The 26,295-nt window shown below is 72.4% G+C and carries 20 protein-coding genes and 1 tRNA gene; 13 read left to right on the top strand and 8 right to left on the bottom strand.

What is annotated here, in order from left to right; genetic code table 11:
• Nucleotides 1–4: 4 nt before the first annotated feature.
• The gene (locus tag ACFVT2_RS07155; protein ID WP_390013128.1) at nt 5–481 is read right to left on the bottom strand and encodes a PPOX class F420-dependent oxidoreductase; all 477 of its coding nucleotides are present in this window, start codon (nt 479–481) and stop codon (nt 5–7) included.
• 84 nt (nt 482–565) lie between these two features.
• Nucleotides 566–1,063, bottom strand: a complete 498-nt coding sequence (locus ACFVT2_RS07150; RefSeq protein ID WP_390013126.1) for a hypothetical protein — start codon at nt 1,061–1,063, stop codon at nt 566–568.
• A gap of 145 nt (nt 1,064–1,208) precedes the next feature.
• Here ACFVT2_RS07150 and ACFVT2_RS07145 point away from each other — a divergent pair, with 145 nt between their 5' ends.
• A complete protein-coding gene (locus ACFVT2_RS07145) occupies nt 1,209–1,946 on the top strand; it encodes an MBL fold metallo-hydrolase (RefSeq protein WP_390013124.1) in 738 nt (245 codons plus the stop codon).
• A gap of 62 nt (nt 1,947–2,008) precedes the next feature.
• Here the strand turns inward: ACFVT2_RS07145 and ACFVT2_RS07140 are convergent, their stop codons facing one another.
• Nucleotides 2,009–3,055: a LacI family DNA-binding transcriptional regulator gene (locus ACFVT2_RS07140; protein WP_390013122.1), complete on the bottom strand. Its 1,047-nt coding sequence runs from the start codon at nt 3,053–3,055 to the stop codon at nt 2,009–2,011.
• A gap of 185 nt (nt 3,056–3,240) precedes the next feature.
• On the opposite strand from ACFVT2_RS07140, the gene ACFVT2_RS07135 reads away from it, so the two are divergent.
• On the top strand, nt 3,241–3,936 hold the full coding sequence (locus ACFVT2_RS07135) for an alpha/beta fold hydrolase (RefSeq protein ID WP_390013120.1): 696 nt from the start codon (nt 3,241–3,243) through the stop codon (nt 3,934–3,936).
• Between the two features lie 37 nt (nt 3,937–3,973).
• Here ACFVT2_RS07135 and ACFVT2_RS07130 read toward each other — a convergent pair whose 3' ends face one another.
• Nucleotides 3,974–4,888 carry a hypothetical protein gene (locus ACFVT2_RS07130; RefSeq protein ID WP_390013118.1) on the bottom strand — a complete coding sequence of 305 codons (915 nt, stop codon included), beginning with the start codon at nt 4,886–4,888 and terminating at the stop codon, nt 3,974–3,976.
• 267 nt (nt 4,889–5,155) lie between these two features.
• Between ACFVT2_RS07130 and ACFVT2_RS07125 the strand changes: the two genes are divergently transcribed.
• From ACFVT2_RS07125 to ACFVT2_RS07110, 4 genes are all read left to right on the top strand, one after another.
• Nucleotides 5,156–5,965, top strand: coding sequence for a S1 family peptidase (locus tag ACFVT2_RS07125; RefSeq protein WP_390013116.1), 810 nt, complete (start codon nt 5,156–5,158; stop codon nt 5,963–5,965).
• A 113-nt stretch (nt 5,966–6,078) separates the two neighbouring features.
• Nucleotides 6,079–6,753: a response regulator gene (locus ACFVT2_RS07120; RefSeq protein ID WP_390013114.1), complete on the top strand. Its 675-nt coding sequence runs from the start codon at nt 6,079–6,081 to the stop codon at nt 6,751–6,753.
• A 5-nt stretch (nt 6,754–6,758) separates the two neighbouring features.
• Nucleotides 6,759–7,907: a sensor histidine kinase gene (locus ACFVT2_RS07115; RefSeq protein WP_390013112.1), complete on the top strand. Its 1,149-nt coding sequence runs from the start codon at nt 6,759–6,761 to the stop codon at nt 7,905–7,907.
• A gap of 120 nt (nt 7,908–8,027) precedes the next feature.
• A complete protein-coding gene (locus tag ACFVT2_RS07110; protein ID WP_390013110.1) occupies nt 8,028–11,096 on the top strand; it encodes an endo-alpha-N-acetylgalactosaminidase family protein in 3,069 nt (1,022 codons plus the stop codon).
• Between the two features lie 48 nt (nt 11,097–11,144).
• Here the strand turns inward: ACFVT2_RS07110 and ACFVT2_RS07105 are convergent, their stop codons facing one another.
• Nucleotides 11,145–12,971, bottom strand: coding sequence for a beta-galactosidase (locus ACFVT2_RS07105; RefSeq protein ID WP_390013109.1), 1,827 nt, complete (start codon nt 12,969–12,971; stop codon nt 11,145–11,147).
• A gap of 228 nt (nt 12,972–13,199) precedes the next feature.
• Between ACFVT2_RS07105 and ACFVT2_RS07100 the strand changes: the two genes are divergently transcribed.
• The 4 genes from ACFVT2_RS07100 (at nt 13,200) to ACFVT2_RS07085 (ending at nt 20,028) form a co-directional block, all read left to right on the top strand.
• A complete protein-coding gene (locus tag ACFVT2_RS07100; protein ID WP_390013217.1) occupies nt 13,200–14,075 on the top strand; it encodes a helix-turn-helix domain-containing protein in 876 nt (291 codons plus the stop codon).
• Nucleotides 14,076–14,350: 275 nt separating this feature from the next.
• Nucleotides 14,351–16,888, top strand: coding sequence for an aminopeptidase N (pepN, locus tag ACFVT2_RS07095; protein ID WP_390013107.1), 2,538 nt, complete (start codon nt 14,351–14,353; stop codon nt 16,886–16,888).
• A 264-nt stretch (nt 16,889–17,152) separates the two neighbouring features.
• Nucleotides 17,153–18,595 (top strand): pyridoxal phosphate-dependent decarboxylase family protein, encoded by a 1,443-nt coding sequence (locus ACFVT2_RS07090; RefSeq protein ID WP_390013105.1) that lies wholly within the window; start codon nt 17,153–17,155, stop codon nt 18,593–18,595.
• Nucleotides 18,592–20,028 carry a lysine N(6)-hydroxylase/L-ornithine N(5)-oxygenase family protein gene (locus tag ACFVT2_RS07085; protein WP_390013103.1) on the top strand — a complete coding sequence of 479 codons (1,437 nt, stop codon included), beginning with the start codon at nt 18,592–18,594 and terminating at the stop codon, nt 20,026–20,028. Before ACFVT2_RS07090 ends, ACFVT2_RS07085 begins: the two co-directional genes overlap by 4 nt.
• A gap of 87 nt (nt 20,029–20,115) precedes the next feature.
• On the opposite strand, the gene ACFVT2_RS07080 is transcribed toward ACFVT2_RS07085, so the two are convergent.
• On the bottom strand, nt 20,116–21,936 hold the full coding sequence (locus tag ACFVT2_RS07080) for a bifunctional metallophosphatase/5'-nucleotidase (RefSeq protein ID WP_390013101.1): 1,821 nt from the start codon (nt 21,934–21,936) through the stop codon (nt 20,116–20,118).
• A 212-nt stretch (nt 21,937–22,148) separates the two neighbouring features.
• Here ACFVT2_RS07080 and ACFVT2_RS07075 point away from each other — a divergent pair, with 212 nt between their 5' ends.
• Together ACFVT2_RS07075 and pyk are read left to right on the top strand one after the other, a co-directional pair.
• Nucleotides 22,149–22,844 (top strand): SIMPL domain-containing protein, encoded by a 696-nt coding sequence (locus ACFVT2_RS07075; protein ID WP_390013099.1) that lies wholly within the window; start codon nt 22,149–22,151, stop codon nt 22,842–22,844.
• Nucleotides 22,845–22,989: 145 nt separating this feature from the next.
• Entirely contained in the window at nt 22,990–24,426 is a 1,437-nt protein-coding gene (pyk, locus tag ACFVT2_RS07070) for a pyruvate kinase (protein ID WP_390013097.1), read from the top strand.
• 50 nt (nt 24,427–24,476) lie between these two features.
• Here the strand turns inward: pyk and ACFVT2_RS07065 are convergent, their stop codons facing one another.
• Both ACFVT2_RS07065 and ACFVT2_RS07060 read right to left on the bottom strand, forming a co-directional pair.
• Nucleotides 24,477–25,265 (bottom strand): helix-turn-helix domain-containing protein, encoded by a 789-nt coding sequence (locus ACFVT2_RS07065; protein WP_390013095.1) that lies wholly within the window; start codon nt 25,263–25,265, stop codon nt 24,477–24,479.
• An 85-nt stretch (nt 25,266–25,350) separates the two neighbouring features.
• A tRNA-Leu gene (locus ACFVT2_RS07060) sits at nt 25,351–25,433 on the bottom strand.
• Nucleotides 25,434–25,523: 90 nt separating this feature from the next.
• On the opposite strand from ACFVT2_RS07060, the gene ACFVT2_RS07055 reads away from it, so the two are divergent.
• On the top strand, nt 25,524–26,213 hold the full coding sequence (locus ACFVT2_RS07055) for an ANTAR domain-containing response regulator (RefSeq protein WP_390013093.1): 690 nt from the start codon (nt 25,524–25,526) through the stop codon (nt 26,211–26,213).
• The last annotated feature ends 82 nt before the right edge of the window (nt 26,214–26,295 follow it).

Genomic DNA, 26,295 nt, shown 5'->3' with positions numbered 1-26,295 from the left:
CCCGTCAGGCGCCGTCGCCCGCCACCAGACGGGCCGGGAAGCCGCCGGTTGCGATCGGGCCCCAGCGCCGCGGCGTCACCCGGATCAGGGACTTGCCCTGCTTGCGCATCGCGGCGCGGTACTCGTCCCAGTCCGGGTGCTCACCGGCGATGTTGCGGTAGTACTCGACCAGCGGCTCGATGGAGTCCGGGGCGTCGACCACCTCGGCCTCGCCGTCGACCTGCACCCACGGGCCGGTCCACTCGTCGGACAGCACGAGCACACTGACCGACGAAACCCGGCGGACATTGCGGACCTTGGCCCGCTCCGGGTACGTCGACATCACCAGCCGACCGGAGTCGTCCACCCCGCAGGTCAGCGGCGAACCCTGCGGGGTGCCGTCGGAACGGCGGGTGAGCAGGATCGCGTGGTGTCGGGGGCGGACGAACTCCAGCAGCTCGGACAGGTCGACACGGGTGGTGGTGGCGATGGAAGGGCTCATGGACGCGAGCCTAGGGCGTGCGGCGCACTCCAAGGGGAACCCGCGGCCGTCCGCCGCCCGGGTCGCGGCCCACCGGCACCGCGCTCAGCCCTTCAGCAACTGCTTGCCGGTGGCCGCGTCCACCACCTTCCGGCCCGCCAGCGGGCCGCCCAGTCGCACCTTCGTCCTGTCGGTGGCCAACTGCTCGGTGCACATCCCCTCGGGGTTCTTCTTCTTGCCCCACCCGGACACCACGACCAGCTCCTCGGACTCCAGGACGCGGGCGCCGTAGCCGGCGTCGCAGGCACTGTGGCCGACGGTCACGGTGAGCTCCCGGACGTCCTGGCTCTTGGGGTGGTCGGCGCCGGCCAGCGGCAGCAGTGCCTCCTGCCGGCCGGGGACGGGGGCGACCTTCGGCCAGTCCCGCACTATCTGCGCGGCCCGCTGGCCGAAGGCGTCCTTGGCCTGCGGCGGCGGTGCGGCGCCCACCGTCTGCGTGTTCTTGCCGCAACCGGAGAGTGCGACGGCGCCGGCCGCGGCGAGGCAGACGACCAGGGCGGTCACACGGGTGCGCGGCCGGGTGCGGCGGGTGGGGTGCTGCATGACGTGCCTCCTCGGGTCGGACGCGGATGGGACGTGTCAGGGGCACGACGGGTTCCGTCCCGGGCGCGCCCGTTTCGTCGTCCGCTGAATCCGCCCACGGCGCGACGCGCCGGTCCGAAGACCGCCCGCGGCTAGCGTCCCGCTCATGGACAAACTCCTCCAGATCACCCCGAACGTCTGGCAGCTCCCGTTCCTCGTCGGCCACGTGTACCTCGTCGCGCTGCCCGACGACGGCTACGCCGCGGTCGACACCGGCCTCCCCGGCTCGGCCCCCGCGATCCTCGACGCGGTGGCCCAGCTCGGCGGCCGGCCCGAGGCGCTGCGGCAGATCGTGCTCACCCACTGCCACGTGGACCACATGGGCTCCGCCGCCGACCTCGTGGCCGCCACCGGTGCCCGGGTCCTGGCCGGTGCGCCGGACGTCCCGTACATCGACGGCACCCGTCCCGAACCCCGGCCCGACCTCAGCGCCCCCGCCGAACGGGCCCTGCACGGCCGGGTGATGGCCGGTATCGCCGCCGACGGGCCCCCGCCACTGCGCCACACCGAGGTCGACCTCGCCCTCCACGACGGCGACGCCCTCGACGGCTGGCTGGAGCCCGTCCGGGTACTGCACGTCCCCGGCCACACCCCGGGCGCCATCGCCCTGCACCTCCCGGAGAGCCGGCTGCTCTTCCCCGGCGACGCCATCGCCACCGATCCCGCCGGCATCCGGGCTCTCCTCGGCCCGTTCAACGTCGATCGCGCGAGGGCCCTCGCCTCCTTCCGGCGGCTCGTCGCCCTGGACGACGTCGACACGGTCTGCGTACCGCACGGCGTGCCGATCCGCTCCGGCGCCCGCGCGGTACTGGCGGCGGCCACTCCGGAGACGGACTGGTCGTGAGGGCCGGGCGGCTGCGGTGGGTGGGGTCACGGCGCCTTCGCCCGGACGGATGTGACGGGGCGTCAGCCGGAGTCGCGGGCCACGATGTGGAAGGTCCCCAGCCGGTGGGTGGTCGGTGCGGCCGACGGGTCCCGGATCAGGGCGTCGACCAGGTGGGCGATCCGGTCCGGGGCGATGACCTCGGTGCGGACGCTGGTCAGCCGGGGACGCAGCAGCCGGGCCAGCAGCAGGTCGTCCGCGCCGACCACCGCGATCCGCCCCGGGCCGGCGCCGACGGTGTGGCCGGCCTCCTGGAGGGCGCGCATCAGCAGCATCGCGTACTCGTCGTTGTAGGCGAACACCGCGTCGAGGCCGAGCGCCGGCCACCGCGCGACGAGTTGGGCCGCGGACTCCTCGGTGAGCGCCAGGTCCAGGGGATGGACCGCGGCGTCGGGGTGGGCGGCGGCCGCGTCCCGCACGCCGGCCAGCCGCGACTCGGCGAAGGCGGCCAGTCCCTCCTCGGCGGGGCGCACCACCCCGATCCGGCGGCGGCCCGCGGCCAGCAGGTGCGCACCGGCCCGGCGACCGGCCTCGGACTGGTCCAGCAGGAGGGTGTGGGCGCCGGGCGGTGCCTGGGGGCCGGGGGCGAGGACGACCGCGGTGCCGGAGCGCCTGAGCAGGGCGACGGCGGGGGCGTCCAGCGGCGGCCCGTGCAGTGCCAGTACGGCGGCGGGGCGTAGCTCGGCCCAGGCGCGGGCGGCGGCCAGCGGGGAGCCGGCGGGTGCGCCGTGCAGCACACCGGTGTAGCCGAGGCGGTGCAGCGCGGTCTGGAACCCGGCCAGGAAGCCGGTGAACAGCGGGCCGAAGACGGGCGCGCAGTCCGCCGGCGCGGCCAGCAGCACGATCCGGCCCCGCCCGGCCCGCAGGCTGCGCGCCGCCGCGTGCGGGACGTACCCCAACTCCTCGGCGGCGGCCCGCACCCGGGCCTGGGCACGCGCCCCGACGCGCCCGGCGGCCTGCCCGTTGAGCACGTACGAGACGGTCGCCCGCGACACCCCGGCGCGGCGGGCAACGGCCGCGCTGGTCGCCGGGGTTGGGGTGCTGCCGGGGCCGGTGGGATCGTCGGTCATATCGGTGGGCATCCTCGCACAGGGGGTGCCGGCCGGCGGGGTACGGCACCGCTTACGCTCCCCCGACAACTTACACGTGTAACTTCGGCCGTGCGGCCGTGCCGGACGCCCCCTGGGGCGGGGCGCGGCGCACTCGGCGCCCGGGCGCGGGCGGGAGACGAGCGACGAGCGGGGCAGGAGCACGGATGCAGCTGCACACCCATGAGTGGGGCGCCGGTGACCGGATCGCGGTGCTGATCCACGGGATCATGTCCGACCACCGCACCTGGCGCCGGGTCGGCCCGGCCCTCGCGGAGCGGGGCTACCGCGTCATCGGTGTCGACCTGCGCGGTCACGGCCGCAGTCCGCGCGGCGACTACGGCCCCGAACTCTTCGCCGAGGACCTCGTGGACACCCTGCCGGTCGGCGCCGAGGTCGTCCTCGGGCACTCGTTGGGCGGGCTGGCGCTGTCCCTGGCCGTCGAGCGACTACAGCCGCAGCGCGCGGTCTACAGCGACCCGGCGTGGGCGCTGGCGGGGGTGGGGCAGGCCGTCGACCCGGCGGTGTTCGTGACGTTCAAGAACGCCAACGGGTCCCGGGTGCGGGCCTTCAACCCGCGCTGGGACGACGCCGACGTCGAGGTCGAGCTGGCCACGATCGCGGACTGGGACACCGGGACGGCGCTGGCCCTGTCCGGCGGTCATCTCCAGGACCGGACGCCGGAGCGGCCGGTGGTGCCGTCGCTGGTGCAGATCGCGGGGGAGGGGTTCCTTTTCACGAAGGAGGCGGAGAAGGAGCTGGCCCGCCGCGGCTTCGAGGTCCGGACGGTGCGGGGCGCCGGGCACACCATCCACCGGGACGACTTCGAGGGTTTCCTGGCCGGGCTGGAGGGCTGGATCTGACCCGGCTGACCCGATTGGCCCCCTGGTCGCCGGTGCCTCAGGTGTCGCAGTCCAGCAGGGTCTTGCACAGGCCGCAGCGGGCCTGGAGGCGGCCGCGGACCGGGACGCGGATCCGCTGGCAGCAGGTCGGGCAGGGGAAGGACACCCGCAGCGGCGCTCCGCTCCCGGGGGCGGACTCGAAGGCGTAGCCGTCGCCGGGGCCGGTGCCGGGTGGGGAGGTGCGGTGCGGGCCCTGGGCCGCCCGGCGGTCCTTGGCGTAGCGGAGCCGGGCGGCCCAGCCGGCGCCGGCCAGCGGCGGCCGGTGGGCGTCCTGGCGGGCCCGCGCCCGCCCGGCGGTGTACGCGTCGTACGCCTGCGGGCTGGTGAACCACGGTGCGGGGTCCTCGCCGAAGAAGTCGGCGCGCTTGGCCAGGACGTAGCCGAACTCCTCGGGGGTGAGGTAGCCCAACTTCTGTGAGAACGAGCCGTGTTCGCGGTAGGCGTCCAGTAGCAGCCAGCCGGCGCCGAGGTAGGTGGTGGCGGTGTCGGTGAGGATCTCGTTGTCGCGGGTGCCGGGGAAGGACAGGTCCAGCCGGTGCAGCCAGACGTGGGTCACCTCGTGGGCGAGGGCGGCGCCGATGTCCTTGCGGTGGCGTCGGAAGCGGTCGTTGAGCTCGACGAAGTACTCCGGGCCCGCGGTCAGTTCGACGGTCGCGGCGTGCTCCATCTCGCGGAAGGTGATCACGATCCGGGCGTCCGGCAGGTGCAGCTGACGGACCATGGCGCGGGCGATCCGCTGGGCGCCCAGGTGGAGGTCCTCGGTGTCGTCGAAGGCGACGTCCACCGGCAGGACGCTGGTGGGGAAGGTGCTCACGGTGTCGTGGGAGAGGCGCCGGAAGAGCGCGGTGAGGGCCGCGCGGACCGTGTCGAGATGGGGGAAGCCGTGTGCGATACCGCTGCCGCCGGTGGTCATCCGGACACTTTACGACTGGTGCGGCCGACGGCGGTACCGGGACGTACGGGGCGTATGGGGTAAGGGAGTTGGCCGGATGTTGACCCTTGTCACTCCTATCCCGCACTCCACATAATCACAGGGCGCTTTACGGGTTCATTGCCTGGATGCCCGGATGCTTTGCGGTGTGCTGCCGTCCGTCACGCGGTCTTTGCGGCGGCCATGCCCGGCGCTGGGGTTGGCATGGGCCTGTCATGACGCTTTCGACCCCCCACGAAAGGAAGCCCCGTGCGCAGCTCCCTGAAGCACCTCAAGAGAACCACCGCCGCCGGCGCGATCCTCCTGGCCGCCGCCAGCCTTCAGCCGGCCGCCGCCCACGCCGCCCCCGCTCCCACACCCGGCGGCTCCGTGCACACCCACGTCGTCGGCGGCACCCGCGCCGACCAGGGCGAATTCCCCTTCATGGTCCGGCTGTCGATGGGCTGCGGCGGCGCCCTCTACGCCAAGGACATCGTGCTCACCGCCGCGCACTGCGTCGACGGCAGCGGCCCCAACACGTCCATCACCGCCACCGCCGGCGTCGTCGACCTCGAAGACGCGGCGGCCGTCAAGGTCAACTCCACCCAGGTCCTCCAGGCCCCCGGCTACAACGGCAAGGGCAAGGACTGGGCCCTCATCAAGCTCGCCAAGCCCCTCGACCAACCCACCCTGAAGATCGCCGAGAAGGACACCTACAACAACGGCGACTTCACCATCGCCGGCTGGGGCGCCGACAAGGAAGGCGGCGACCAGCAGCGCTACCTCCTCAAGGCCAGCGTCCCGTTCGTCGACGACGCCACCTGCCAGAAGGCGTACGGCGACTCCCTCACGCCCGGCGACGAGATATGCGCCGGCAAGCTCGACACCGGCGGCACCGACACCTGCCAGGGCGACTCCGGCGGCCCGATGTTCCGCAAGGACGACGCCGGCCAGTGGATCCAGGTCGGCATCGTCTCCTGGGGCGAGGGCTGCGCCCGACCCGGCAAGCCCGGTGTCTACAGCGAGGTGAGCACCTTCGCGGCCGACATCAAGAAGGCCGCCACCGAACTCGGCGGCTGACCCACGCGCACCGCCGACGGCCGGGGTCCGGGGCAGCCGCCCCGGACCCCGACCGGTACCGCCATCCGGCGTCGCCGCTTGCGGGGCCCGGCCGCCCCGGGTGCGATGGAGCCATGCCGATCAGCGTGGTCATCGCCGACGACCAGGAGATGGTCCGGACGGGCTTCCGGATGATCCTGGAGAGCCAGCCCGACATCGAGGTCCTCGACGACGTCACCGACGGCGCCGCCGCCCTGGAGGCCGTCGAGCGGCTCCAGCCCGACGTGTTGCTGCTCGACATCCGGATGCCCGAGCCGGACGGCCTGGAGGTCACCCGCCGGCTCGCCGAACGCGCCGCCACCCACCCCGAGTACCACGACCGCCCCAGGATCGTCATCGTCACCACCTTCGACCTGGACGAGTACGTGCACGCCGCGCTCCACGGCGGCGCCTGCGGCTTCCTCCTCAAGGACGCCAGCCCCGCCCTGCTCGTCGAGGGCGTCCGCGCCGCGGCCGCCGGCGACGCCCTGGTCTCACCCGCCATCACCCTGCGGCTGCTGCGCGCCATGGCCCCCACCGCCGGCCGCGCCACCGCCCGCACGCCCTCCGAACCGCTCACCGAGCGCGAAGAGCAGGTCGTCCGCGCGCTGGCCACCGGCCGCACCAACGCCGAGATCGCCGACGAACTCTTCGTCTCGCTCTCCACGGTCAAAACGCACCTCGCCAACGTGCAGGCCAAACTCGCCGCCCGCAACCGCGTCGAGATCGCCGCCTGGGCCTGGGAGACCGGGCTGGCCGCCGGCGGATGAGCCCGATGACCGGATGGGCCCGCGCCCACCCCCGCAAGGCCGCCGCCGTCAAGACCGCCCTCGCCGGGGTCCTGCTCTTCCTCGTCGGCGTCGAGTCGGTCGTCCTCACCCAACAGCCCACCCGCCCGCACGCCGTAGTCGTCGCCGCGGCCGTCGTGGTCTGCCTGTGCGCCGTCCCGTACCGCCGGATCCCGCTCACCACCCGGGCCCGGATCGCCGTCACCGTCTCCCTCGCGGCCTCCGCCGTCCTGATCGCCGGCCAGCACGCCCTGCGGGTCTGGGGCCTGGGCGAGGGCATCGCCCTGCTCGTCCTGCTCACCGCCGTGGTGCGCCGGGCCCCCGGCCGCACCGCCGCCGTCCTCGGCCCGCTGCTCGGCCTGTCCTGCGTCCTGGCGCCCATGCGGGACATCCGGATGGGCGTCTTCACCGTCGTCTACGGCGTCCTCACCGTCGTCGTCACCGCTTACTCGCTGATCCTGCGCTGGCAGGACGCCGGGCGGCTGCGCGACCTGGCCGCCGTACGGGACGCCGAACGCCTCGAACTGGCCAGGGAACTCCACGACCTCGTCGCCCACCACGTCACCGGCATCGTCGTCCAGGCCCGCGCCGCCCGCTTCACCGCCCTCGACGGGCCCGGGGCCGGCGCCGCCTTCGCCCGGATCGAGACCTCCGGCGGCGAGGCGCTCGGCGCCATGCGGCGCCTGGTGCGGGTGTTGCGCGAGGGCGAGGCCCGCACCACCCCGGTCGCCGGACTCGCCGAGGTCCGTACCCTGGCCGAGGCGTTCGCCCGCACCGGCCCGCCCGTCACCCTGGACCTCGAACCCGGCCTGGACCACGCCCTGCCCCCCGAAGTGGCCGCCGCCGTCCACCGCATCGTCCGCGAGGCCCTCACCAACGTCCGCAAGCACGCCGCCGACGCCACCGCCGTCCGCATCACCGCGCGCACCGGCCCCCGCGGCACCGAACTGCGCATCGCCAACGACGGCGGAGCCGCCGCCCGCCTGTCCGAACAGGCCCGCGGCGGAGGCTTCGGCCTGGCCGGCCTCACCGAACGCGCCGAGGCCCTGGGCGGCACCTTCACCGCCGGCCCCGCACCCGAAGGCGGCTGGGAAGTCACCGCCGTCCTCCCTGCGGCCGGCCCGGACGGCGACTGACCCGCGGTCCGCCGCCCCACATCTGTCCAACACCTCCCGCCGCTTAGTCCATGGGCCTGCGCCCCGCCCGCCCCGCACGCTGTCCGCCGACAGGCCGCACCGCCATCGAGGAGGACGCGCGTGACCGCACAGCCAGGGCCCAGCCGCAGACAGCTCGTCGCCGCCACCGCACTCGCCGGCGTCGCCACCGCCCTCCCACTCGGCACCCGCACCGCGGCCGCCGCACCCCGCACCGGAGGAACGGTCCTGCGCTCCGCCGCGCTGGACGTCCGCACCGACCCCGCCTTCCCCCGCATCCTCAGCTACACCGACCGCACCACCGGCGCCGTCCTGTACGGCCAGGAAACCCCCGTCACCCAGGTCCTCATCGACGGCACCCCGCACACCCCCCGCGTCACCCACCGCGCCCGCGCCGACCGCGCCACCTACACCCTCGCCTTCGACGGCGGCACCACCCTCACCGCCGAGATCACCGTCAAGGAATGGCAGGTCACCTGGCGGCTGACCGCCGTCCACGACACCCCCGCGCTGCGCGTCGGCACCCTCCAGATCCCCGACCTCGCCCTGCTCGGCGTCCGCAGCGACCAACCCGGCGCCCACCTCCTCGCCGCCCGCCTCCAACTCGACAAGGCCACCAGCGGCGACACCCTGATCGAGGTCACCGCGAACACCCCCGCCGAGCCCACCCCCACCGGCTGCGCCTACGCCGTCGTCGCCACCGACCAACTCGCCGCCGCCATCGAGACCAACACCGTCTACGACACCCCCACCGGCGCCACCACCTGGGAGAACGGCCGCCTCTGGCGCCAAACCCTGCACCGTGACGGCTACGTCGAGGCCCACCTCACCCCCGGCCAGTGGACCCACCGCGCCGCCGGCCAACCCACCGACGCCACCGAACCCCTCCCGTACGCCACCGTCATCCTCACCCGCGACCGCAACGGCGACGGCCGTACTGACTGGCAGGACGCCGCCCTCGCGCTGCGCGACATCATGGTGAGCCCGCTCGGCGCCGACGAACAGCACCTGCGCGTCGTCCCGCACATCCCCTTCAACTTCGCCAGCCAGGCCACCAACCCGTTCCTGGCCACCCTCGACAACGTCAAACGGATCGCCCTGGCCACCGACGGCCTACGGCAGTTCACCCTCCTCAAGGGCTACCAGTCCGAAGGCCACGACTCCGCCCACCCCGACTACGGCGGCAACTACAACCGGCGCGCCGGCGGCCTGGCCGACCTCAACACCCTGCTCCGCGCGGGAAAGAAGTGGCACAGCGACTTCGCCGTCCACGTCAACGCCACCGAGTCCTACCCCGTCGCGCACGCCTTCTCCGACACGCTCGTCAACAGACACGACAAGCAATGGGACTGGCTCGACCAGTCCTACCGCATCGACGCCCGCCGCGACCTGGTCTCGGGCGACATCGCCGCCCGCTTCGCCCAGCTCCGCTCGGAGACCGACCCCGCCCTGAACACCGTCTACCTCGACGTCTTCCGCGAATCCGGTTGGAACTCCGACCGCCTCCAACGCCACCTGCGCGACCAGGGCTGGCAGGTCGCCACCGAATGGGGCCACGGCCTGGAACGCTCCGCCCTCTGGTCGCACTGGGCCAACGAGACCGACTACGGCCCCGACACCTCCCGCGGCCTCAACTCCCGGCTCATCCGCTTCCTCCGCAACCACCAGAAGGACGTCTTCGCCGACAAGTGGCCGACCCTGCTCGGCGCACCCCGCATGGGCAACTTCGAGGGCTGGACCGGCAAGAACGACTGGTACGCCTTCCACACCGTCGTCTGGAACGACGCCCTGCCCGCCAAATACCTCCAGGCGTACCCCATCCGCACCTGGACCGACCACGAGATCACCTTCGAAGGCCCCACCGGCACCGTCGTCACCGACGCCGAAGGCGTCCGGAAGATCACCACCGACGGCCGCCTCGTCTACGACGGCGGTAGCTACCTCCTGCCCTGGGAACCCCGCCGCGCCACCGACCCCGCCAAGCTCTACCACTACAACCCGCAGGGTGGGCAGAGCAGTTGGCAGCTTCCGCGAGGCTGGTCGGGCGCGTCCGCGGTCCACGCCTACCGGCTCACCGACCAGGGCCGCGCCGACGAGACCCGGATCCCCGTCACCGCCGGCCGGATCACCCTCACCGCCCGCCCCGGCACCGCCTACGTCGTCTACCGCACCAAGGCCCCCGCCCAGCCCGACCCCCACTGGGGCGAGGGCACCCCGCTGGCCGACCCCGGCTTCCACGCCGGCCACCTCGCCGCCTGGCAGACCACCGGCCCCGCCGCCGTCCGACTGAGCGACCGCGGCGACTACGAACTCGTCATCGGACCCGGCGCCGCCGCCACCGTCGCCCAGCGCCTGGCCCGCCTCGCCCCCGGCGACTACACCGCCTCCGTCCAGGTCGAGGTCGGCGCCACCGCGGGGGAGCGGCGCCGCGCCGGCCTGACGATCCGCACCGCCGACGGCGTCACCGCCACCAATTGGACCGAGACCTCCACCGCCGGCAATTACGTCGCCGCCGACCGCAAGAGCGGCACCCGCTTCCAGCGCATGTCCACCCCCTTCACCGTCCCCGACGGCGGCGGCCCCGCCACCCTCGCCCTCACCGCCGCCCCCGGCCGGGCCCGGATCCGCTTCGACAACGTCCGCATCGCCCCCGCCCCCCGCACCACCCGGCCGGGCACCCTCGTCTTCGAGGACTTCGAGCACGTACCGCAAGGCTGGGGCCCCTTCGTCAAGGGCGACGCCGGCGGCTCCACCGACCCCCGCACCCACCTCGCCCAACGCCACGCGCCCTACACCCAGCGCGGCTGGAACGGCAAGGCGATCGACGACGTCATCGACGGCAGCCAGTCCCTCAAGTCCCGCGGCGAGAACACCGGCCTGGTCTACCGCACCGTCCCGCACACCGCCCGCTTCACCCCCGGCCGCCGCTACCGCGTCACCTTCCGCTACGAGAACGAGAAGGCCGGCCAGTACGCCTGGATCACCGCCGTCGACGACCCCGCCGCCCGCGAACTCACCCGCCAACCGCTGCCCGCCGCCACCCAACCCGCCACCCTCACCTACGAGTTCACCGCACCCGACCGCGGCGAAGCCTGGGTCGGCCTGCGCAAGACCGGCACCGACGGCACCGCCGAATTCGCCCTCGACGCCTTCCAGATCACCGAGGCGTGAGAACCCGGCGGGCCGGGGCGCCGACCCCCGCGCCCCGGCCCGCCCGCCTCACGGCACCAGCCGCGGCACCCCCGCCACCCCGGCTGCCCCTTCCGGTCCTTCAGGGCCTTCTGGCCCTTCCAGCTCCAACACCACCACCTCGTTCGCCCCCTCCCGCAACACCGGGCCCGGTACGAACAAACCCCGCTGCGGACCCGCCGACCAGTACCGCCCCACCGGAAATCCCCCCACCCACACGAACCCGCGCGTCCACCCCGGCAACTCCAGCACCGCATCCCCCACCCCGCCCGCCGGCACCGTCACCGTGCCCCGGTGCAGCCCCCGTGCCCCCGCCGCCGGCGCACCGAACGCCAGCCCGGCCACCGCCGCGGCCCCCGCCGGCCCCTCCAGCGCATCCAGCCGCAACCCCCGCGCCCGCACCCCGTGCAAGTACTGCCGCTCGTGCAACACCCCACCCGTGATCCCCTTCGCCTCCCCCAACCGCGGGCCGTAGTTGACCCGGCCCAGCGACTCCACCCACAACTCCACCTCCGCCGGCCCCGGCACCGCCCCCAGCACCGCGCCCGCCGTGCCCACCGTGCCTGCCGTATCCGCTTCGGATCCCTCCACCAGCACCGGCCCCCGCACCCCGTCCACCACCGTCACCGCCCGGTCCCGCAACCCCACGACCCGCAGCTCGTACGGCTGCCGCGGCCCCGGCACCGCCACCCGGTACCGGACCAGCCCCCGGTCCACCCCCATCTCCTCGAACGTCGGCGGCACCCCCGCGCACACCTCCGGATCCCCCAACACCTCCAGCACCGCGTCCAACGACAGCCACCCCGACAAAACCACCCCCACCGGCCCCGCCAACACCGGCTCCGGCTCCGGCAGTTCCGGCAACGGCCCCTCCGCGAACTCCGCCAGCACCTCCCGCATCCGCCAGAACTTCTCCGTCGGCCGCCCCTGCTCGTCCACCGGCGCCCCGTAGTCGTACGACGTCACCGTCGGCAGCAACGCCCCGTCCTGCAACGCACCCGCCCGGTTCGCCCCCGCCCAACCACCGAAACTCGTCCCGCCGTGCGCCATGTACACATTCACCGACGCACCGCACTCCAACACCTCGCGCAACGCCGCCGCCGCGTCCGCCGCCCCCCGCGGCTCCACCGCCTGCCCCCAATGCGCGAACCACCCGCACCAGAACTCCATGCACATCAACGGCCCCCGCCCCCGGTGCCGGCGCAGCGCCGCGAACGCCGCCCGCGCCCCCGCCCCGAAATTCACCGTCGCCAACACCCCCGGCACACTCCCACCGGTCAGCATGTGGTCCTCCGCCCCGTCCGACGTACACAGCGGCACGGTCACCCCCACCTCCCGCAACCGCCGCGCCAGATGGCCCAGATACTCCGCATCCGACCCGTACGACCCGTACTCGTTCTCCACCTGCACCAGCACCACCGGCCCACCCCGGTCGCACTGCCGCGCCACCACCTGCGGCAACAGCGCCTCCCACCAGCCGTCCACGGCCCGCAGGAACGCCCCGTCCCGGGTCCGCACCCGCCGCCCCAACGCCCCCGTCAACCACGACGGCAGCCCCCCGTTCTCCCACTCCGCGCAGATGTACGGCCCCGGCCGCACGATCGCCATCAGCCCCGCCGCCCCCACCGCGTCCAGGAACCGCCCCAACGCCCCGACGTCCCGCAGCTCACCCGGACGCGGCTCGTGCCAGTTCCACGGCACATACGTCTCCACGCAGTTCAGGCCCATCGCCCGCAGCATCGCCAGCCGGTGCCCCCACTGCGCCTCGTGCACCCGGAAGTAGTGCAGCGCCCCCGACAACAGCCGCACCGGCCGCCCGTCCGCCTCGAAGTCCCGCTCCCCAACGGCAAACCGCACGTCACGCCTCCCGGCTGGTCGTTCCCCCGCTCGTTCCCCGATCGCCCACACCCTCGCCCTCTGGCGGCCCACCGGTCCATGGACAAAGATCAAGGCTGTTTGGACGGTTCGCCCCGGACGGTGCGTCCCGAACCGTTCGACTCGGACCGGCGGTTCGGACTGCTCGGCGGTTCGACGCTTCGCGGGTGCGACGGAGCGGTGGCGCACGAGGACGGGAGGCCGGCCGGCATGTACCACACCTGGATGCGCTACTTCACCCCGAGCCCGGTCCACCATCGGCTCGGCCTGGTCTGCCTGGGCGTCGGCCTCCAACACGGCACCCTGCCGCCGGTCGGCCCGCGCACCCTCGACCACCACGTCGCCGTCGTCATCAGCGCCGGCCGCGGCTGGTGCACCACCCCCGACGGCCGCCGCCACACCGTCATCGCCCCCGCCCTGCTCTGGCTCCTGCCCGGCGTCCCCCACCACTACGGCGCCGACCCCGACACCGGCTGGGACGAACGCTTCGTCGACTTCACCGGCCCCGCCGCCGACACCTACACCGAACTCGGCTACATCGAGCCCCACCAGCCCCTCGTCCCGCTCGCCGACCCCGGGCCGGCCCGCGCCGCGATCGGCCGCATCGCCCGGGCCGCCCGCCGCGGCAACCCGCTCCTGGAGGTCGAGACCGCCGCCGCCGTCCACGAACTCCTCGTCGCGCTGCGCCGCGCCCGCGCCGACACCGACGCCGACGGCGAACCGGTCCTGGCGGCCCTCGCCCGCGACGCGTTCCTCCCGCTCTCGGTCGCCGAGCACGCCGCCCGGCACGGCATGACCCCCGCCGAACTCCGCACCGCGGTACGCCGCGGGGCGGGCTGCAGCCCCAAGGACTACCTCCTCGGCATCCGCCTCGGCCGCGCCAAGGAACTCCTCGTCGCCACCGAACTCCCCGTCGCCGCCGTCGCCCGCCGCGTCGGCTACGACGACCCCGCCTACTTCAGCCGCCTCTTCACCCGCCGCGTCGGCCTCGCCCCGGCCCGCTTCCGCGACCGCCAGGACCGCTGCGTACCCGGCGGATGGTCGACACAGGTACCGGACCCCGCGGACCCCCCGAGGGTGGACTAGGGCCGGTCGTCACATTCCCGTCGTCGCCCGAAGGGCGGCCTCGCGGCGTCTGGTGCGTGCTCTCGGCGTGCCGGGTGGAAGTCCTTGTACTGGACGTACTGGGGCTTTCGCCCGGTGCGGCGAGAGTGCGTGCCAGGCGTTGCGGGGCAGACGGGAATGTGACGACCGGCCCTAGGGCCGGCCCGGCGGACCATGGCCGGGTCCGCACCACACCCCGGCCCGCCCCGGCGGAATACCCCGCACCACCGGGACCACAACGTGGGAAGCTGCGACGCATGCCCGTATTGCAGCGCCCCGAAGCCGAGGCCCGTGCCCAGTTGCTCGACGTCCACCGGTACGAGATCGCCCTCGATCTCACGCACGGCGACGAGGAGTTCACCTCCCGCACCGTCATCCACTTCGCCGCCCGCGAACCGGGCGACACCTTCGTCGAGATCCGGCCCGCCGCGCTCCACGCCGCCACCCTCGACGGCCGCCCCCTGGACCCCGCCACCCTCGACGACAACCGCCTCCCCCTCACCGGCCTGACAGCCGGCCCCCACGAACTGCGCCTCGACGCCACCATGCGCTACTCCCGCACCGGCGAGGGCATGCACCGCTTCACCGACCCCGCCGACGGCGAGCACTACGTCTACACGCAGCTGTTCATGGACGACGTCCAACGCGTCTTCGGCGCCTTCGACCAGCCCGACCTCAAGGCCGCCTTCGAGCTGGCCGTCACCGCCCCACCGGCCTGGACCGTCCTCGCCAACGGCCGCACCGAACAACTCCCCGACGGCACCTGGCAGGCCGCCGCCACCCCCCGCATCAGCACCTACCTCGTCGCCGTCGCCGCCGGCCCCTGGCACTCCGTCCGCACCGAACACGCCGGCCTCCCCTTCGGCCTCCACTGCCGCCGCTCCCTCGCCCCCCACCTCGACGCCGACACCGAGGAACTCTTCGACCTCACCCGCCGCTGCTACGACCGCTACCACGAGATCTTCGAGGAGCCGTACCCCTTCGACTCCTACGACCAGGCATTCGTCCCCGAATTCAACGCCGGCGCCATGGAGAACCCCGGCCTGGTCACCTTCCGCGACGAATTCGTCTTCCGCTCCGCCGTCACCGACACCGAGCGGCAGACCCGCGGCATGGTCATCGCCCACGAGATGGCCCATATGTGGTTCGGCGACCTCGTCACCCTCCAGTGGTGGGACGACATCTGGCTGAACGAGTCCTTCGCCGAATACATGGGCTACCAGGTCCTGTCCGAGGCCACCCGCTACACCGACACCTGGACCGACTTCGCCATCGCCCGCAAGGGCTGGGGCTACGACGCCGACCAGCGCCCCTCCACCCACCCCGTCGCCCCCAGTCCCGAAGACGTCCCGGACACCGCCTCCGCACTCCTCAACTTCGACGGCATCTCCTACGCCAAGGGCGCCTCCGCCCTGCGCCAACTCGTCGCCTGGATGGGGGAGAAGGACTTCCTCGCCGGCATCAACGACCACTTCGCCCGGCACCGCTTCGGCAACGCCACCCTCGCCGACTTCATCGACTCCCTGGCCCGCGCCACCGACCGCGACGTCCACGCCTGGGCCGAACGCTGGCTGCGCACCACCGGCGTCGACACCCTCACCCCGACCGTCGCCGAGGACCACGACACCTGGCACCTCGACATCGCCCACACCGGCAGCCGCCCGCACCGCATCACCGTCGGCGCCTACGCCCCCGACCCGGACCACCCCGACCGGCTGAGCCTGCGCGACCGCTTCGACGTGGACGTCCCGGCGGACGGCCACCCCACCCGGCACACCTTCCCCCAGGCCGCCCCCGCCCTCGTCGTCCTCAACGACGGCGACCTCACCTACGCCAAGGTCCGCTTCGACGCCGCCTCCTGGGAGACCGCCGCCCGCGCACTGTCCGGGCTGCCCGACCCGCTGACCCGCGCGGTCGTCTGGAACGCCGCCCGCGACCTGGTCCGCGACGGCGAACTCACGCCCACCGCCTACCTGGACGCGGCCCGCGACCACCTCCCGCAGGAGACCGACCTCGCCATCGTCCAGGGCGTCCTGGCCTTCGCCCGCACCCAGATCGCCGACCGCTACCTCCCCCCGGAGGCCCGCCGCGATGCCCTGACCACCCTCACCGCCCTCAGCCGCGACATCCTGCGCCGCACCGAAGGCCCCGGCCACGGCCCCGAAGCCGGACTCCGGCTGACCGCCGTCCGCGCCGCCATCGACAGCGCCACCGGCCCCGAGGGCATCCAGGACTGGCTCGACGCCGGCAGCGTCTCCGGCGGCCCCGCCCTCGACCACGAACTGCGCTGGCGCATCCTCGCCCGGCTCGCCACACTCGGCGCCGCACCCCTCACCGCACTCCGCGACGCCATCGACGCCGAACTCGCCCGCGACCCGAGCGCCACCGGCCAAGAGGGCGCCGCCCGCTGCCGCGCCGCGCTCCCCGACCCGGCCGCCAAACAGGCCGCATGGGACGCCCTGTTCACCGCCGACGCGCAGTCCGAACTCTCCAACTACCTCTTCACCGCCACCGCCACCGGCTTCTGGGCCCCCGAACAGCAGGACCTGCTCCGCCCCTACGCCGCCCGCTACTTCGCCGAGGTCCCCGCCCTCGCCGCCCGCCGCGGAGCCGCCCTCGCCAAGGCCGCCGGCCGATACGCCTTCCCCGCCGTCCTCGTCGAGGAGGACACCCTCCGCCGCGGCGAGAACTGCCTGGCCGAAGGCGACCCGACGCCGGCCCTGCGACGCTCCCTCGACGACCAACTCGACGATCTGCGCCGGGCGTTGCGGGTGCGGACGGCCGCCGTGCGGTAGCGCGCCGGACGCAGCGCACGCGGGTGCCGTCGGGCGGAGGGAGACCGCCGGACGGCACCCGCGCCGCGTCCACGTCACCTTCCCGGCACCTGCTCTTCGACGGGACGCAAGACCGCAGGCAACCGAACACCTGCGGGACATCCATCCCACGAACGGGTGATCCCGGCGCAACGGGTGGATACCCGCCGTACCGGGCCAGTAACTTAGGGCGGCCTAAGACCCGGTGCCCCGTGCATCCAACTCCCGTTGAAGAAGAGCCCCTTGATGCCAGTCGCCCCTGCCGGCACCGCCCTCGCAGGCGGCACCGACGGCCCCCGCGCGCTCCGTCCGCTCCTTGACATCGTCCTCGACGCCCTCACCACCGGCGCCCAGGACCGTTCCGGCCCGCTCCCGCCCGGCGGCCCCTACGCCGTCGCCCGCACCGTACGCGACGCCTGCCTGCCCGTCCTCCCCGAGCAGGGCGCCGGCCCGCACACCGCCCTGCGCACCCTCGTCCACACCCTCGCCGCCGGTGCCGCCGACCCCGCGGACCCGCACTGCGCCGCCCACCTGCACTGCCCGCCGCTGGCCCTGGCCACCGCCGCCGACCTCGCCGCCGGCGCCCTCAACCCCTCGATGGACTCCTGGGACCAGGCCCCCGCCGCCTCCGAACTCGAACTCCTCACCACCCGCGCCCTCGCCGGCCTCGTCTACCCCGCGGCCACCGCACCCGACGCCCTGGTCACCACCGGCGGCACCGAATCCAACCAACTCGCCGTCCTCCTGGCCCGCGAGACAGCTTGTGCGGACACCCGCCCCCCGGACGCCACCGGCCCGCTCCGGATCGTCTGCGGCGCCAACGCCCACCACAGCATCCACCGCGCCGCCTGGCTCCTCGGCCTCCCCGAACCCCTCACCCTCCCCACCCCCGACGGCACCCTCGACCCCGCCACCGTCCACACCTGCCTCGCCGAACTCACCGGACGCACCGGCAGCACCGGAAGCGCCGGCAGGCTCTTGCTCGTCGCCACCGCCGGCACCACCGACGCCGGCGCCATCGACCCCCTCCCGGCCCTCGCCGACCTCGCCGACCAGCACGGCGCCCGCTTCCACATCGACGCCTCCTACGGCGGCCCGCTCCTCTTCAGCGACATCCACCAGCACGCCCTGGCCGGCCTCGCCCGCGCCCACACCGTCACCCTCGACCTGCACAAACTCGGCTGGCAACCGGTCGCCGCCGGCCTCCTCGCCGTCCCCGCCCCGGCCACCCTCACCCCGCTCGCCCACCAAGCCGACTACCTCAACGCCGACGACGACACCGAAGCCGGGCTCCCCGACCTCCTCGGCCGCTCCCTGCGCACCACCCGCCGTCCCGACATCCTCAAGATCGCCGTCACCCTCAAGGCCCTGGGGCGACAGGGCCTCGGCGACCTCGTCGACCGCACCCTGGCCGCCGTCCAGACCTTCGCCGACCTCATCGACGCCCACCCCCGCTACGAACTCCACTCCCGCCCCACCCTCACCACCCTCCTCTTCCGCCCCATCGGCGCCGACGACACCACCCTCGCCGCCATCCGCCGCTCCCTCCTCACCGAAGGCCACGCCGTCCTCGGCCGCGCCACCACCCCCACCGGCCTCTGGCTCAAAGCCACCCTCCTCAACCCCCACACCCAACCCGGAGACCTCACCAACCTCCTCAAACTCGTGGAAGGCCACACCCCGCGATGAACACCCCACCGCACAGCGAGCCCGGCACCGCCACCGACACCCCCGGCCCCGACGACCCCCTCGACCTCGCCGGCATCGGCATCGGCCCCTTCAACCTCTCCCTCGCCGCCCTCGCCCACCCCCTCACCCACCTGCGCACCGCCTTCTACGACCAGCACCCCGCCTTCCACTGGCACCCCGGCCTCCTCATCGACGGCGCCACCCTCCAAGTCCCCTTCCTCGCCGACCTCGTCACCCTCGCCGACCCCGCCAGCCCCTGGACCTTCCTCAACTACCTCAAAACCCACGAACGCCTCTTCCCCTTCTACTTCGCCGAGCGCTTCCACATCCACCGCGCCGAATACGACGCCTACTGCCGCTGGGTCAGCGAAAACCTCCCCTCCCTCCACTTCGGCCACCAGATCGACGCCGTCCGCTGGAACCACGAACGCAGCCTCTTCGAAGTCGACTTCACCCAGCTCGACGCCGACGGCGAAGCCGAAGCCCTCGGCCGCACCTACGCCCGCAACCTCGTCCTCGGCATCGGCACCGCCCCCCACATCCCCATCCCCCTACGCCCCCTCGCCGAGGCCCCCACCGTCCCCGTCATCCACGCCGCCGACTACCTCGACCACCGCGACCGCCTCCTCGCCGCCGACCACCTCACCGTCATCGGCGCCGGCCAATCAGGCGCGGAAGTCTTCCTCGACCAACTCCGCGCCCGCCCCGCCGGCCGCGAGAACCTCCACTGGCTCGCCCGCACCCCGGCCTTCGCGCCCATGGAATACAGCAAACTCGGCCTGGAACACTTCACCCCCGACTACACCCGCTACTTCCACGCCCTCCCCGAACGCGTCCGCGACGAGCTCCTCCCCGCCCAATGGCAGCTCTACAAGGGCATCGACCACGACACCCTCGCCGCCCTCCACGACGAGCTCTACCGCCGCACCCTCGACGGCGGCTGGCCCAGCGCCGTCCTCACCCCCGGCGTCCAGGTGCGCACCGCCGGCCGGGTCGGCACCACCAAGGTCGAACTCCACCTCGAACACGCCCAACAGGGCAGCCGCTCCCGCCTCACCACCGACGCCGTCGTCCTCGCCACCGGCTACCGCGAACGCCGCCTCGACACCCTGCTCGCCGCCCTCGACCCCTACCTCCGCCGCGACGCCTCCGAACGCCCCCGCATCGACGAACACCACCGCCTCGTCCTGGACCCCGCCATCACCGGCTCCCTCTACGTCCAGAACGCCGAACGCCACACCCACGGCGTCGGCACCCCCGACCTCGGCCTCGCCGCCTGGCGCAGCGCCACCATCCTCAACTCCCTCACCGGCAGCCCCGCCTACCCCCTCCCCAACCGCACCGCCTTCACCACCTTCGGCCTCAGCCACCCCCCGACCCGCCGCACCGGCACCGTCCCCCGCCAAGGCTCCACGCTCGTCCCGCGCCACTGAACGCCACCGCCCCTCCCACCCCGCCCGAACCCGGACCGGGGGAGAGGGGCGGCCCGCCGACGCGGCGGCGGCACGTCCCGAGGGGCCCTAGAACACCGGCACCCCGTCCCGCGTCAACTTCCAGTCCACCGAAGCGAACACCGCCGGATCGATCACCCCGCTCGCCTCCACCCACGCGATGATCAGATTCCGGATCTCCTCCGACGTCGACCACACCTGCTCCGCCGACGCCACATGCGGAAAACCACCACCGCCACTCGCCCGGTAGTTGTTCACCGCCAGCACGAACCGCGCCGCATCCGTCAACGGCTTCCCCTCGAACGTCAGCTTCCCGATCCGCTGACCCGCCGGCTTCGCAATATCGATCTCGTACGAGACCCCGCTCACCACGTCATAGTTGTAATCCGGCGTACCGTCCGCATTGGTGACCCGCGCCGGATCCACCGGACCACCCGGCGCCGTCTGCACGTAATACCGCGCCGAGAACTCCAGGTACTCCCGCAGCTGCTTACCCGTCAACACCCGTGCCTCCAACGTGTTGTCGAACGGATACAGCGCCGCCATCGACCGGATCGACACATCCCCCGCCGGCACCTTCGCCGTCCGCGAGAAACACGACGCCTGCGACAACACCGGCAACGCCGCGTGCGCCGACCCGGCAAGCGCCTTACGCACCGCCTCCGCCTGCACGAACGCGATGAAATCCAGAATCGCGGTGTCCTTCACCGGCGCCTCGGCCGCCGACATCTCCGCCTTCGACTTCCCGATCACCCGGTTCACATACGTCACGACCTTGGCGTGCGCCGCCCGCAGCATGTCCGTGATCTGCGGATCCTCCGCCACCGCATTCGAATTGAGCACCTTCGAGCCCACCGACGCCACCGCCCAACGACCCCGACGCCACTCCACCTCCACGTCGAAACACGTCAGCCGCTGCCCCCACTTCAGCGGCTCCGACAGCACCACCTCCCGGCCCGTCGCCTTGTTCACCACCCGCCGCTCCGGGATCTCCACATGCGCATGCCCCACCAGGATCGCGTCGATCCCCGGCACCTTCTCCGCCACCAACGCCGCCGCGTTCTCCACGTACGGCAACTGATCCCCGTACGACGACGTGCCGCTGGCCCCCGAATGCGCCGCCACGATCACCACGTCGGCACCCATCGACCGCAGCTTCGGCACCCATTTCGCGGCCTGTTCCTCCAGCCCAGGGAACGCCAACTTCCCCTGCACGTTCGCCTTGTCCCAGATCGCGATCCCCGGATTCGTCAGCCCCAGCACCGCCACCCGCACATCCCGCCCGCGCGGGGTCCGCAACCGCTTGATCACATACGGTCGGAACGCCGGCCGCAGCGTCTTCGCATCCACCGCGTTCGCACCCAGCAGCGGAAAACGGCAGCTCTCCTCGAACTTCCGCAGCACCGGAATCCCGTAATTGAATTCGTGATTCCCCAGCGCCGCCGCGTCATAGCCGATCGCATTCATCGCCCGCGCCATCGGATGCACCGGACCGTGCGGACCCGTGATCGGATCGACCTTCGCGTAGTAATACGCCAGCTGCGTCCCCTGAATGGTGTCACCCGCATCGATCAGCAGGGTGTTCTTCCGCCCCTTCTCCCGGCGGACGTCATGCACCAGCGTGGAAATCTTCGCCAGCCCCACATCATTGTGGTCCTTGTCGTCGAACTCGGCGTCGGTGGCGTAATCCCAGTTGAAGACGTTCCCGTGCAGATCCGTCGTCCCCATGACCGTGAACGCATAACGGTCCCGCCCCCGGCCCGTGCCACCCCCACCGCGCGTCGGGGCGGCCGGCGCCGCGGCCGCGGTCGGCGCGCCCGCCCCCGTGAGCACCACCCCCGCCCCCGCCACCACGGAACCACCCAGGAACTTCCTCCGGTCGAACGTCATCCCAACTCCCGCAAAGAAGACGGCACATGCCCTGCACCGCACGACGGACCCGGACGTCCGGCCCGGGGCAACGCGCGTAGATTCTGGCGCAGCCACCCCCCGAGCAACACCCCCCACAGGTTGCGATCCGATGACCAACCGCACCCCGCCCCCCTGTGCAACCCTGCAACTCCAGGCCCCCACACCCACCACCAGAAGGGCACCCGCCACCCATGACCGACCCCACCGCCGCCCTCCCCTACGGCACCCCCGACGCCCCCCGCCTCGCCGTCCGCGGCGAAGCCCGCCTCGAAATCGACCCCGAAATCGCCCGCATCACCATCACCGTCAGCGCCCGCGGCACCGACCGCACAACCGCCCTCACCGACCTCACCCGCCGCAACGAACACGCCCTCACCCTCGTCAAGAGCTACGGCGACGCCGTCGAAAAACTGGAGACCAGCAGCTTCACCCTCACCCCGCAACTCGCCGACAAGGGCCGCCACGAACGCGTCCGCGCCTACCACGGTCGCGTCACCCTCACCGCCACCCTCAACGACTTCACCGCCCTCGGCGAACTCACCACCCGCCTCGCCGACCTCGAACTCACCCGCGTCGACGGCCCCTGGTGGGCCCTCCGCCCCGACTCGCCCGCCCACCGCAGCGCCCGCACCCAAGCCGTCCACGAAGCCGTCCAACGCGCCCGTGAATACGCCGAAGCCCTCGGCGCCCACCTCGACGCCGTCCTCGAAATCGCCGACCTCGGCGCCGAAGGCCCACCCCAGCAACAGGGCTACGGTTTCGCGGCCCCCGGAGCCGCCCGCGGCGCCGGACTCGAATCCGCCCCCGCCCTCGACCTCGAACCCCGTCGCCAGACCGTCTACGCCAGCGTCAACGCACGCTTCACCATGACCCGTCCCGCACTGTGAGACCGCGCCGCGCGAAGCCGTAATTCTGCTCATCGGAGCGGCTTCGCGCCCATTCCATTACTTGTCAACAGCCTTTCACCTAGCGGTCGTTGAGCAGTCATGTCTCCACAGCTCCCTACCGCCGGGTAAGTCATAGGGTCGAAACATGCGCCGAGCAAAGATCGTCTGCACACTGGGACCCGCCACCGACTCGTACGAGCAGATCAAAGCCCTCGTCGACGCCGGAATGGACATCGCCCGCTTCAATCTCAGCCACGGCACCTACGCCGATCACGAAGCGCGGTTCGACCGGGTCCGCAAAGCGTCCGAAGAATCCCACCGCAGCGTCGGAATCCTCGCCGACCTTCAAGGCCCGAAGATCCGCCTCGGTCGATTCCGCGAAGGACCCGTACTCCTTGAACGCGACGACACCTTCACCATCACCGTCGAGGACGGCATCGAGGGCGACCGACACCTCTGCGGCACCACCTACCCCGGCCTCGCCGGCGACGTCACCCCCGGCGAACGCATCCTCGTCGACGACGGCAAGGTCACCCTCGAAGTGACCGCCATCGAAGGGCCTCGCGTCCACACCAAGGTCATCGAAGGCGGCATGGTCTCCGACCACAAGGGCCTCAACCTCCCCGGCGTCGCCGTCTCCGTCCCCGCCCTCTCCGCGAAGGACCGGGACGACCTCCGCTGGGCCCTGCGCTACGGCGCCGACATCATCGCCCTCTCCTTCGTCCGCAGCGGCCGCGACATCCAGGACGTCCACCGCATCATGCGCGAGGAGAGCCGCTACCTGCCCGTCATCGCCAAGGTCGAAAAGCCCCAGGCCGTCGACAACATCGACGACATCGTCGCCGCCTTCGACGGCATCATGGTCGCCCGCGGCGACCTCGGCGTCGAAATGCCCCTGGAGACCGTCCCGATCGTCCAGAAGCGCGCCGTCAAACTCGCCAAGCGCAACGCCAAGCCGGTCATCGTCGCCACCCAGATGCTCGACTCGATGATCGACAACTCCCGCCCGACCCGCGCCGAAGCCTCCGACGTCGCCAACGCCATCATCGACGGCACCGACGCCGTGATGCTCTCCGGCGAGACCAGCGTCGGCAAGTACCCCACCGAGACGGTCCGCACCATGAGCCGCATCGTCGAAGCCGCCGAGGAAGACATCCTCGCCAAGGGACTGCCGCCGCTGACCGAACGCAGCAAGCCCCGCACCCAGGGCGGCGCCGTCGCCCGCGCCGCCGCCGAAATGGGCGACTTCCTCGGCGCGAAGTTCCTCGTCGCCTTCACTCAGTCCGGCGACACCGTCCGTCGCCTCTCCCGCTACCGCTCACCCATCCCCCTCCTCGCCTTCACCCCCGACCCCGCGACCCGCTCCCAGCTCAACCTCACCTGGGGCGTGGAGACCTTCCTCGGCCCGACCGTCAACTCCACCGACGAGATGGTCGCCCAGGTCGACGAGCAACTGCTGAAGATCGGCCGCTGCCGCAAGGGCGACGTCGTCATCATCACCGCCGGCTCCCCGCCCGGGGTCCCCGGCTCCACCAACCTCGTCCGCGTCCACCACATCGGCGAGGACGACATCCAGAACTAGCTCCACCCGCACCCGAACCCGCTGGGCCGAGGAACTGACTGCCGTCCCTGTCAGTACTTCGGCCCGATGTGTTGGTCCATGAGAGCAACAGAGTCACGCTTGGCGACGGAGACGCTCTTCGCCGCCCGGGACTGACGGGTGTGCTTCCAGGCGACTTCGACCCTGTCCAGCGCGTCGGTGTAGAGCCGCAATATGTCGGCGGACGTGTTGGTGAAGAAGTACCTCGGGTACTCGTATCGCTTGCGCTCGCCGCCGACCGTCCGCGTCGTCCAGTTGGTGATCCGGCACCCGTCGGAGTGGACGAGCCCCCGGATGAACTGCCAGGGATGGTCGTCAACGATCCCTTGCTGCCACCCTTCGAGGGCGATCGGCCGCTCGTGCTTCTTGCCGGGGCCGTGCTGGGGGAACATGCACCATAAGTGCTTGGAGTAGACCTTCACGTTGTGGCAGCCCTTCTTGCTCACCCGGCATACCGAGTTGTCGGGGAAGACCGCCTGCATCGCGGTCTCGCAGTCGTCCATGAGCCCGGGCCAGTTGTCGTCGCACGTGATCATGAGACTCGGCACGCGGTGCCCCGAGTACTGGATGATGTGGCCGTCGCCGAGGTAGAGCGCCAGGAGGTAGGAGTAGGCCGCTTCGTCGAGCCTGCAGCCGTCGCAGCGAGGGCACCGGGGGTCATGGCGCCCCGGACACTCTCCGTGTTTGGCGCGATCCATATGTCGCCAATAGCCGATGGTGCCGAGAGGGACGCCCAGGGCGCGGGCGACGTCTGCGTTCTTCGCCCCCGCGCGGAGTCGGGCGACTGCCTGCTGGTGTACGTTCGTACCGTGAAATCGCATACCGTCACTGTGCGTGACGGAGCGTGCGGAAGGAATGATTCAGAGGGAATTTCACGAGAAGGTGAAATTCCGCTTGATGTGTGGGTGCCGGGTGCGGGATTCGAACCCGCAAGCCCTTTCGGGCAGATGTGTTTGAGACATCCGTGTATGCCATTCCACCAACCCGGCCGGCGGCACGAGACACCATACCGTGTGAGTAACGATGACCGCCTCTAGGTAGGCTGCAATAGCACCACCTGCCTGGAACGAGGAGTCCCCTTGAGTGCTGCCGAGCCCCAGCAGCCCGTCGCCGATGGCGACCAGTCGCACGTCCCGCCGCTGACCACGCGCGTCGTGATCGCCGAGGACGAGGCGCTCATCCGTCTCGACCTCAAGGAGATGCTGGAGGAGGAGGGCTACTCCGTTGTCGGCGAGGCCGGGGACGGCCAGAAAGCCGTGGAGCTGGCCCGGGAGCACCGCCCCGATCTGGTGATCCTGGACGTGAAGATGCCGATCCTGGACGGCATCTCGGCCGCCGAGAAGATCGCCGAGGAGAGCATCGCGCCGGTCTTGATGCTGACCGCGTTCTCGCAGCGCGAGCTGGTGGAGCGGGCCCGGGACGCGGGCGCCATGGCGTACCTCGTGAAGCCGTTCTCGAAGAGCGATGTCGTGCCGGCGATCGAGATGGCGGTAAGTCGGTTCACCGAGCTGCGGGCGCTGGAGAAGGAGGTCGTCGACCTCACCCAGCGGCTGGAGACGCGGAAGTTGGTGGACCGGGCGAAGAGCATTCTGCAGACGGAGTACGGGCTGTCGGAGCCGGCCGCGTTCCGGTGGATCCAGAAGACGTCGATGGACCGTCGGCTGTCGATGCACCAGGTGGCCGAGGCGGTCATCGAGGACGCGACGGAGCGTCAGCAGCAGAAGGGTCAGGCCAAGGAGCAGTCGAAGGAGCAGGGCAAGGACCAGTAGGTCCGGGGCCGGCGGGGTCGAGAGGCCCGGGCCGGTTCGTCGAGCGCCGGTGGTGCCCGTGTGGGGCGCCGCCGGCGCTTTG

The organism is Streptomyces sp. NPDC058000 (assembly GCF_042886435.1).
Taxonomy (GTDB): Bacteria; Actinomycetota; Actinomycetes; order Streptomycetales; family Streptomycetaceae; genus Streptomyces.
Note: the sequence above shows the minus strand (reverse complement) of the source record. Positions and strands in the feature narration are given on the sequence as shown.

Coding starts and splice junctions, on each gene's coding strand:
- ACFVT2_RS07065 (WP_390013095.1), bottom strand. CDS start 25,265: ATGCGATTTCACGGTACGAACGTACACCAGCAGGCAGTCGCCCGACTC.
- ACFVT2_RS07120 (WP_390013114.1), top strand. CDS start 6,079: ATGCCGATCAGCGTGGTCATCGCCGACGACCAGGAGATGGTCCGGACG.
- pepN (WP_390013107.1), top strand. CDS start 14,351: ATGCCCGTATTGCAGCGCCCCGAAGCCGAGGCCCGTGCCCAGTTGCTC.
- ACFVT2_RS07130 (WP_390013118.1), bottom strand. CDS start 4,888: ATGACCACCGGCGGCAGCGGTATCGCACACGGCTTCCCCCATCTCGAC.
- ACFVT2_RS07075 (WP_390013099.1), top strand. CDS start 22,149: ATGACCGACCCCACCGCCGCCCTCCCCTACGGCACCCCCGACGCCCCC.
- ACFVT2_RS07085 (WP_390013103.1), top strand. CDS start 18,592: ATGAACACCCCACCGCACAGCGAGCCCGGCACCGCCACCGACACCCCC.
- ACFVT2_RS07145 (WP_390013124.1), top strand. CDS start 1,209: ATGGACAAACTCCTCCAGATCACCCCGAACGTCTGGCAGCTCCCGTTC.
- ACFVT2_RS07080 (WP_390013101.1), bottom strand. CDS start 21,936: ATGACGTTCGACCGGAGGAAGTTCCTGGGTGGTTCCGTGGTGGCGGGG.
- ACFVT2_RS07090 (WP_390013105.1), top strand. CDS start 17,153: ATGCCAGTCGCCCCTGCCGGCACCGCCCTCGCAGGCGGCACCGACGGC.
- pyk (WP_390013097.1), top strand. CDS start 22,990: ATGCGCCGAGCAAAGATCGTCTGCACACTGGGACCCGCCACCGACTCG.
- ACFVT2_RS07155 (WP_390013128.1), bottom strand. CDS start 481: ATGAGCCCTTCCATCGCCACCACCACCCGTGTCGACCTGTCCGAGCTG.
- ACFVT2_RS07135 (WP_390013120.1), top strand. CDS start 3,241: ATGCAGCTGCACACCCATGAGTGGGGCGCCGGTGACCGGATCGCGGTG.
- ACFVT2_RS07150 (WP_390013126.1), bottom strand. CDS start 1,063: ATGCAGCACCCCACCCGCCGCACCCGGCCGCGCACCCGTGTGACCGCC.
- ACFVT2_RS07115 (WP_390013112.1), top strand. CDS start 6,759: ATGACCGGATGGGCCCGCGCCCACCCCCGCAAGGCCGCCGCCGTCAAG.
- ACFVT2_RS07140 (WP_390013122.1), bottom strand. CDS start 3,055: ATGACCGACGATCCCACCGGCCCCGGCAGCACCCCAACCCCGGCGACC.
- ACFVT2_RS07100 (WP_390013217.1), top strand. CDS start 13,200: ATGTACCACACCTGGATGCGCTACTTCACCCCGAGCCCGGTCCACCAT.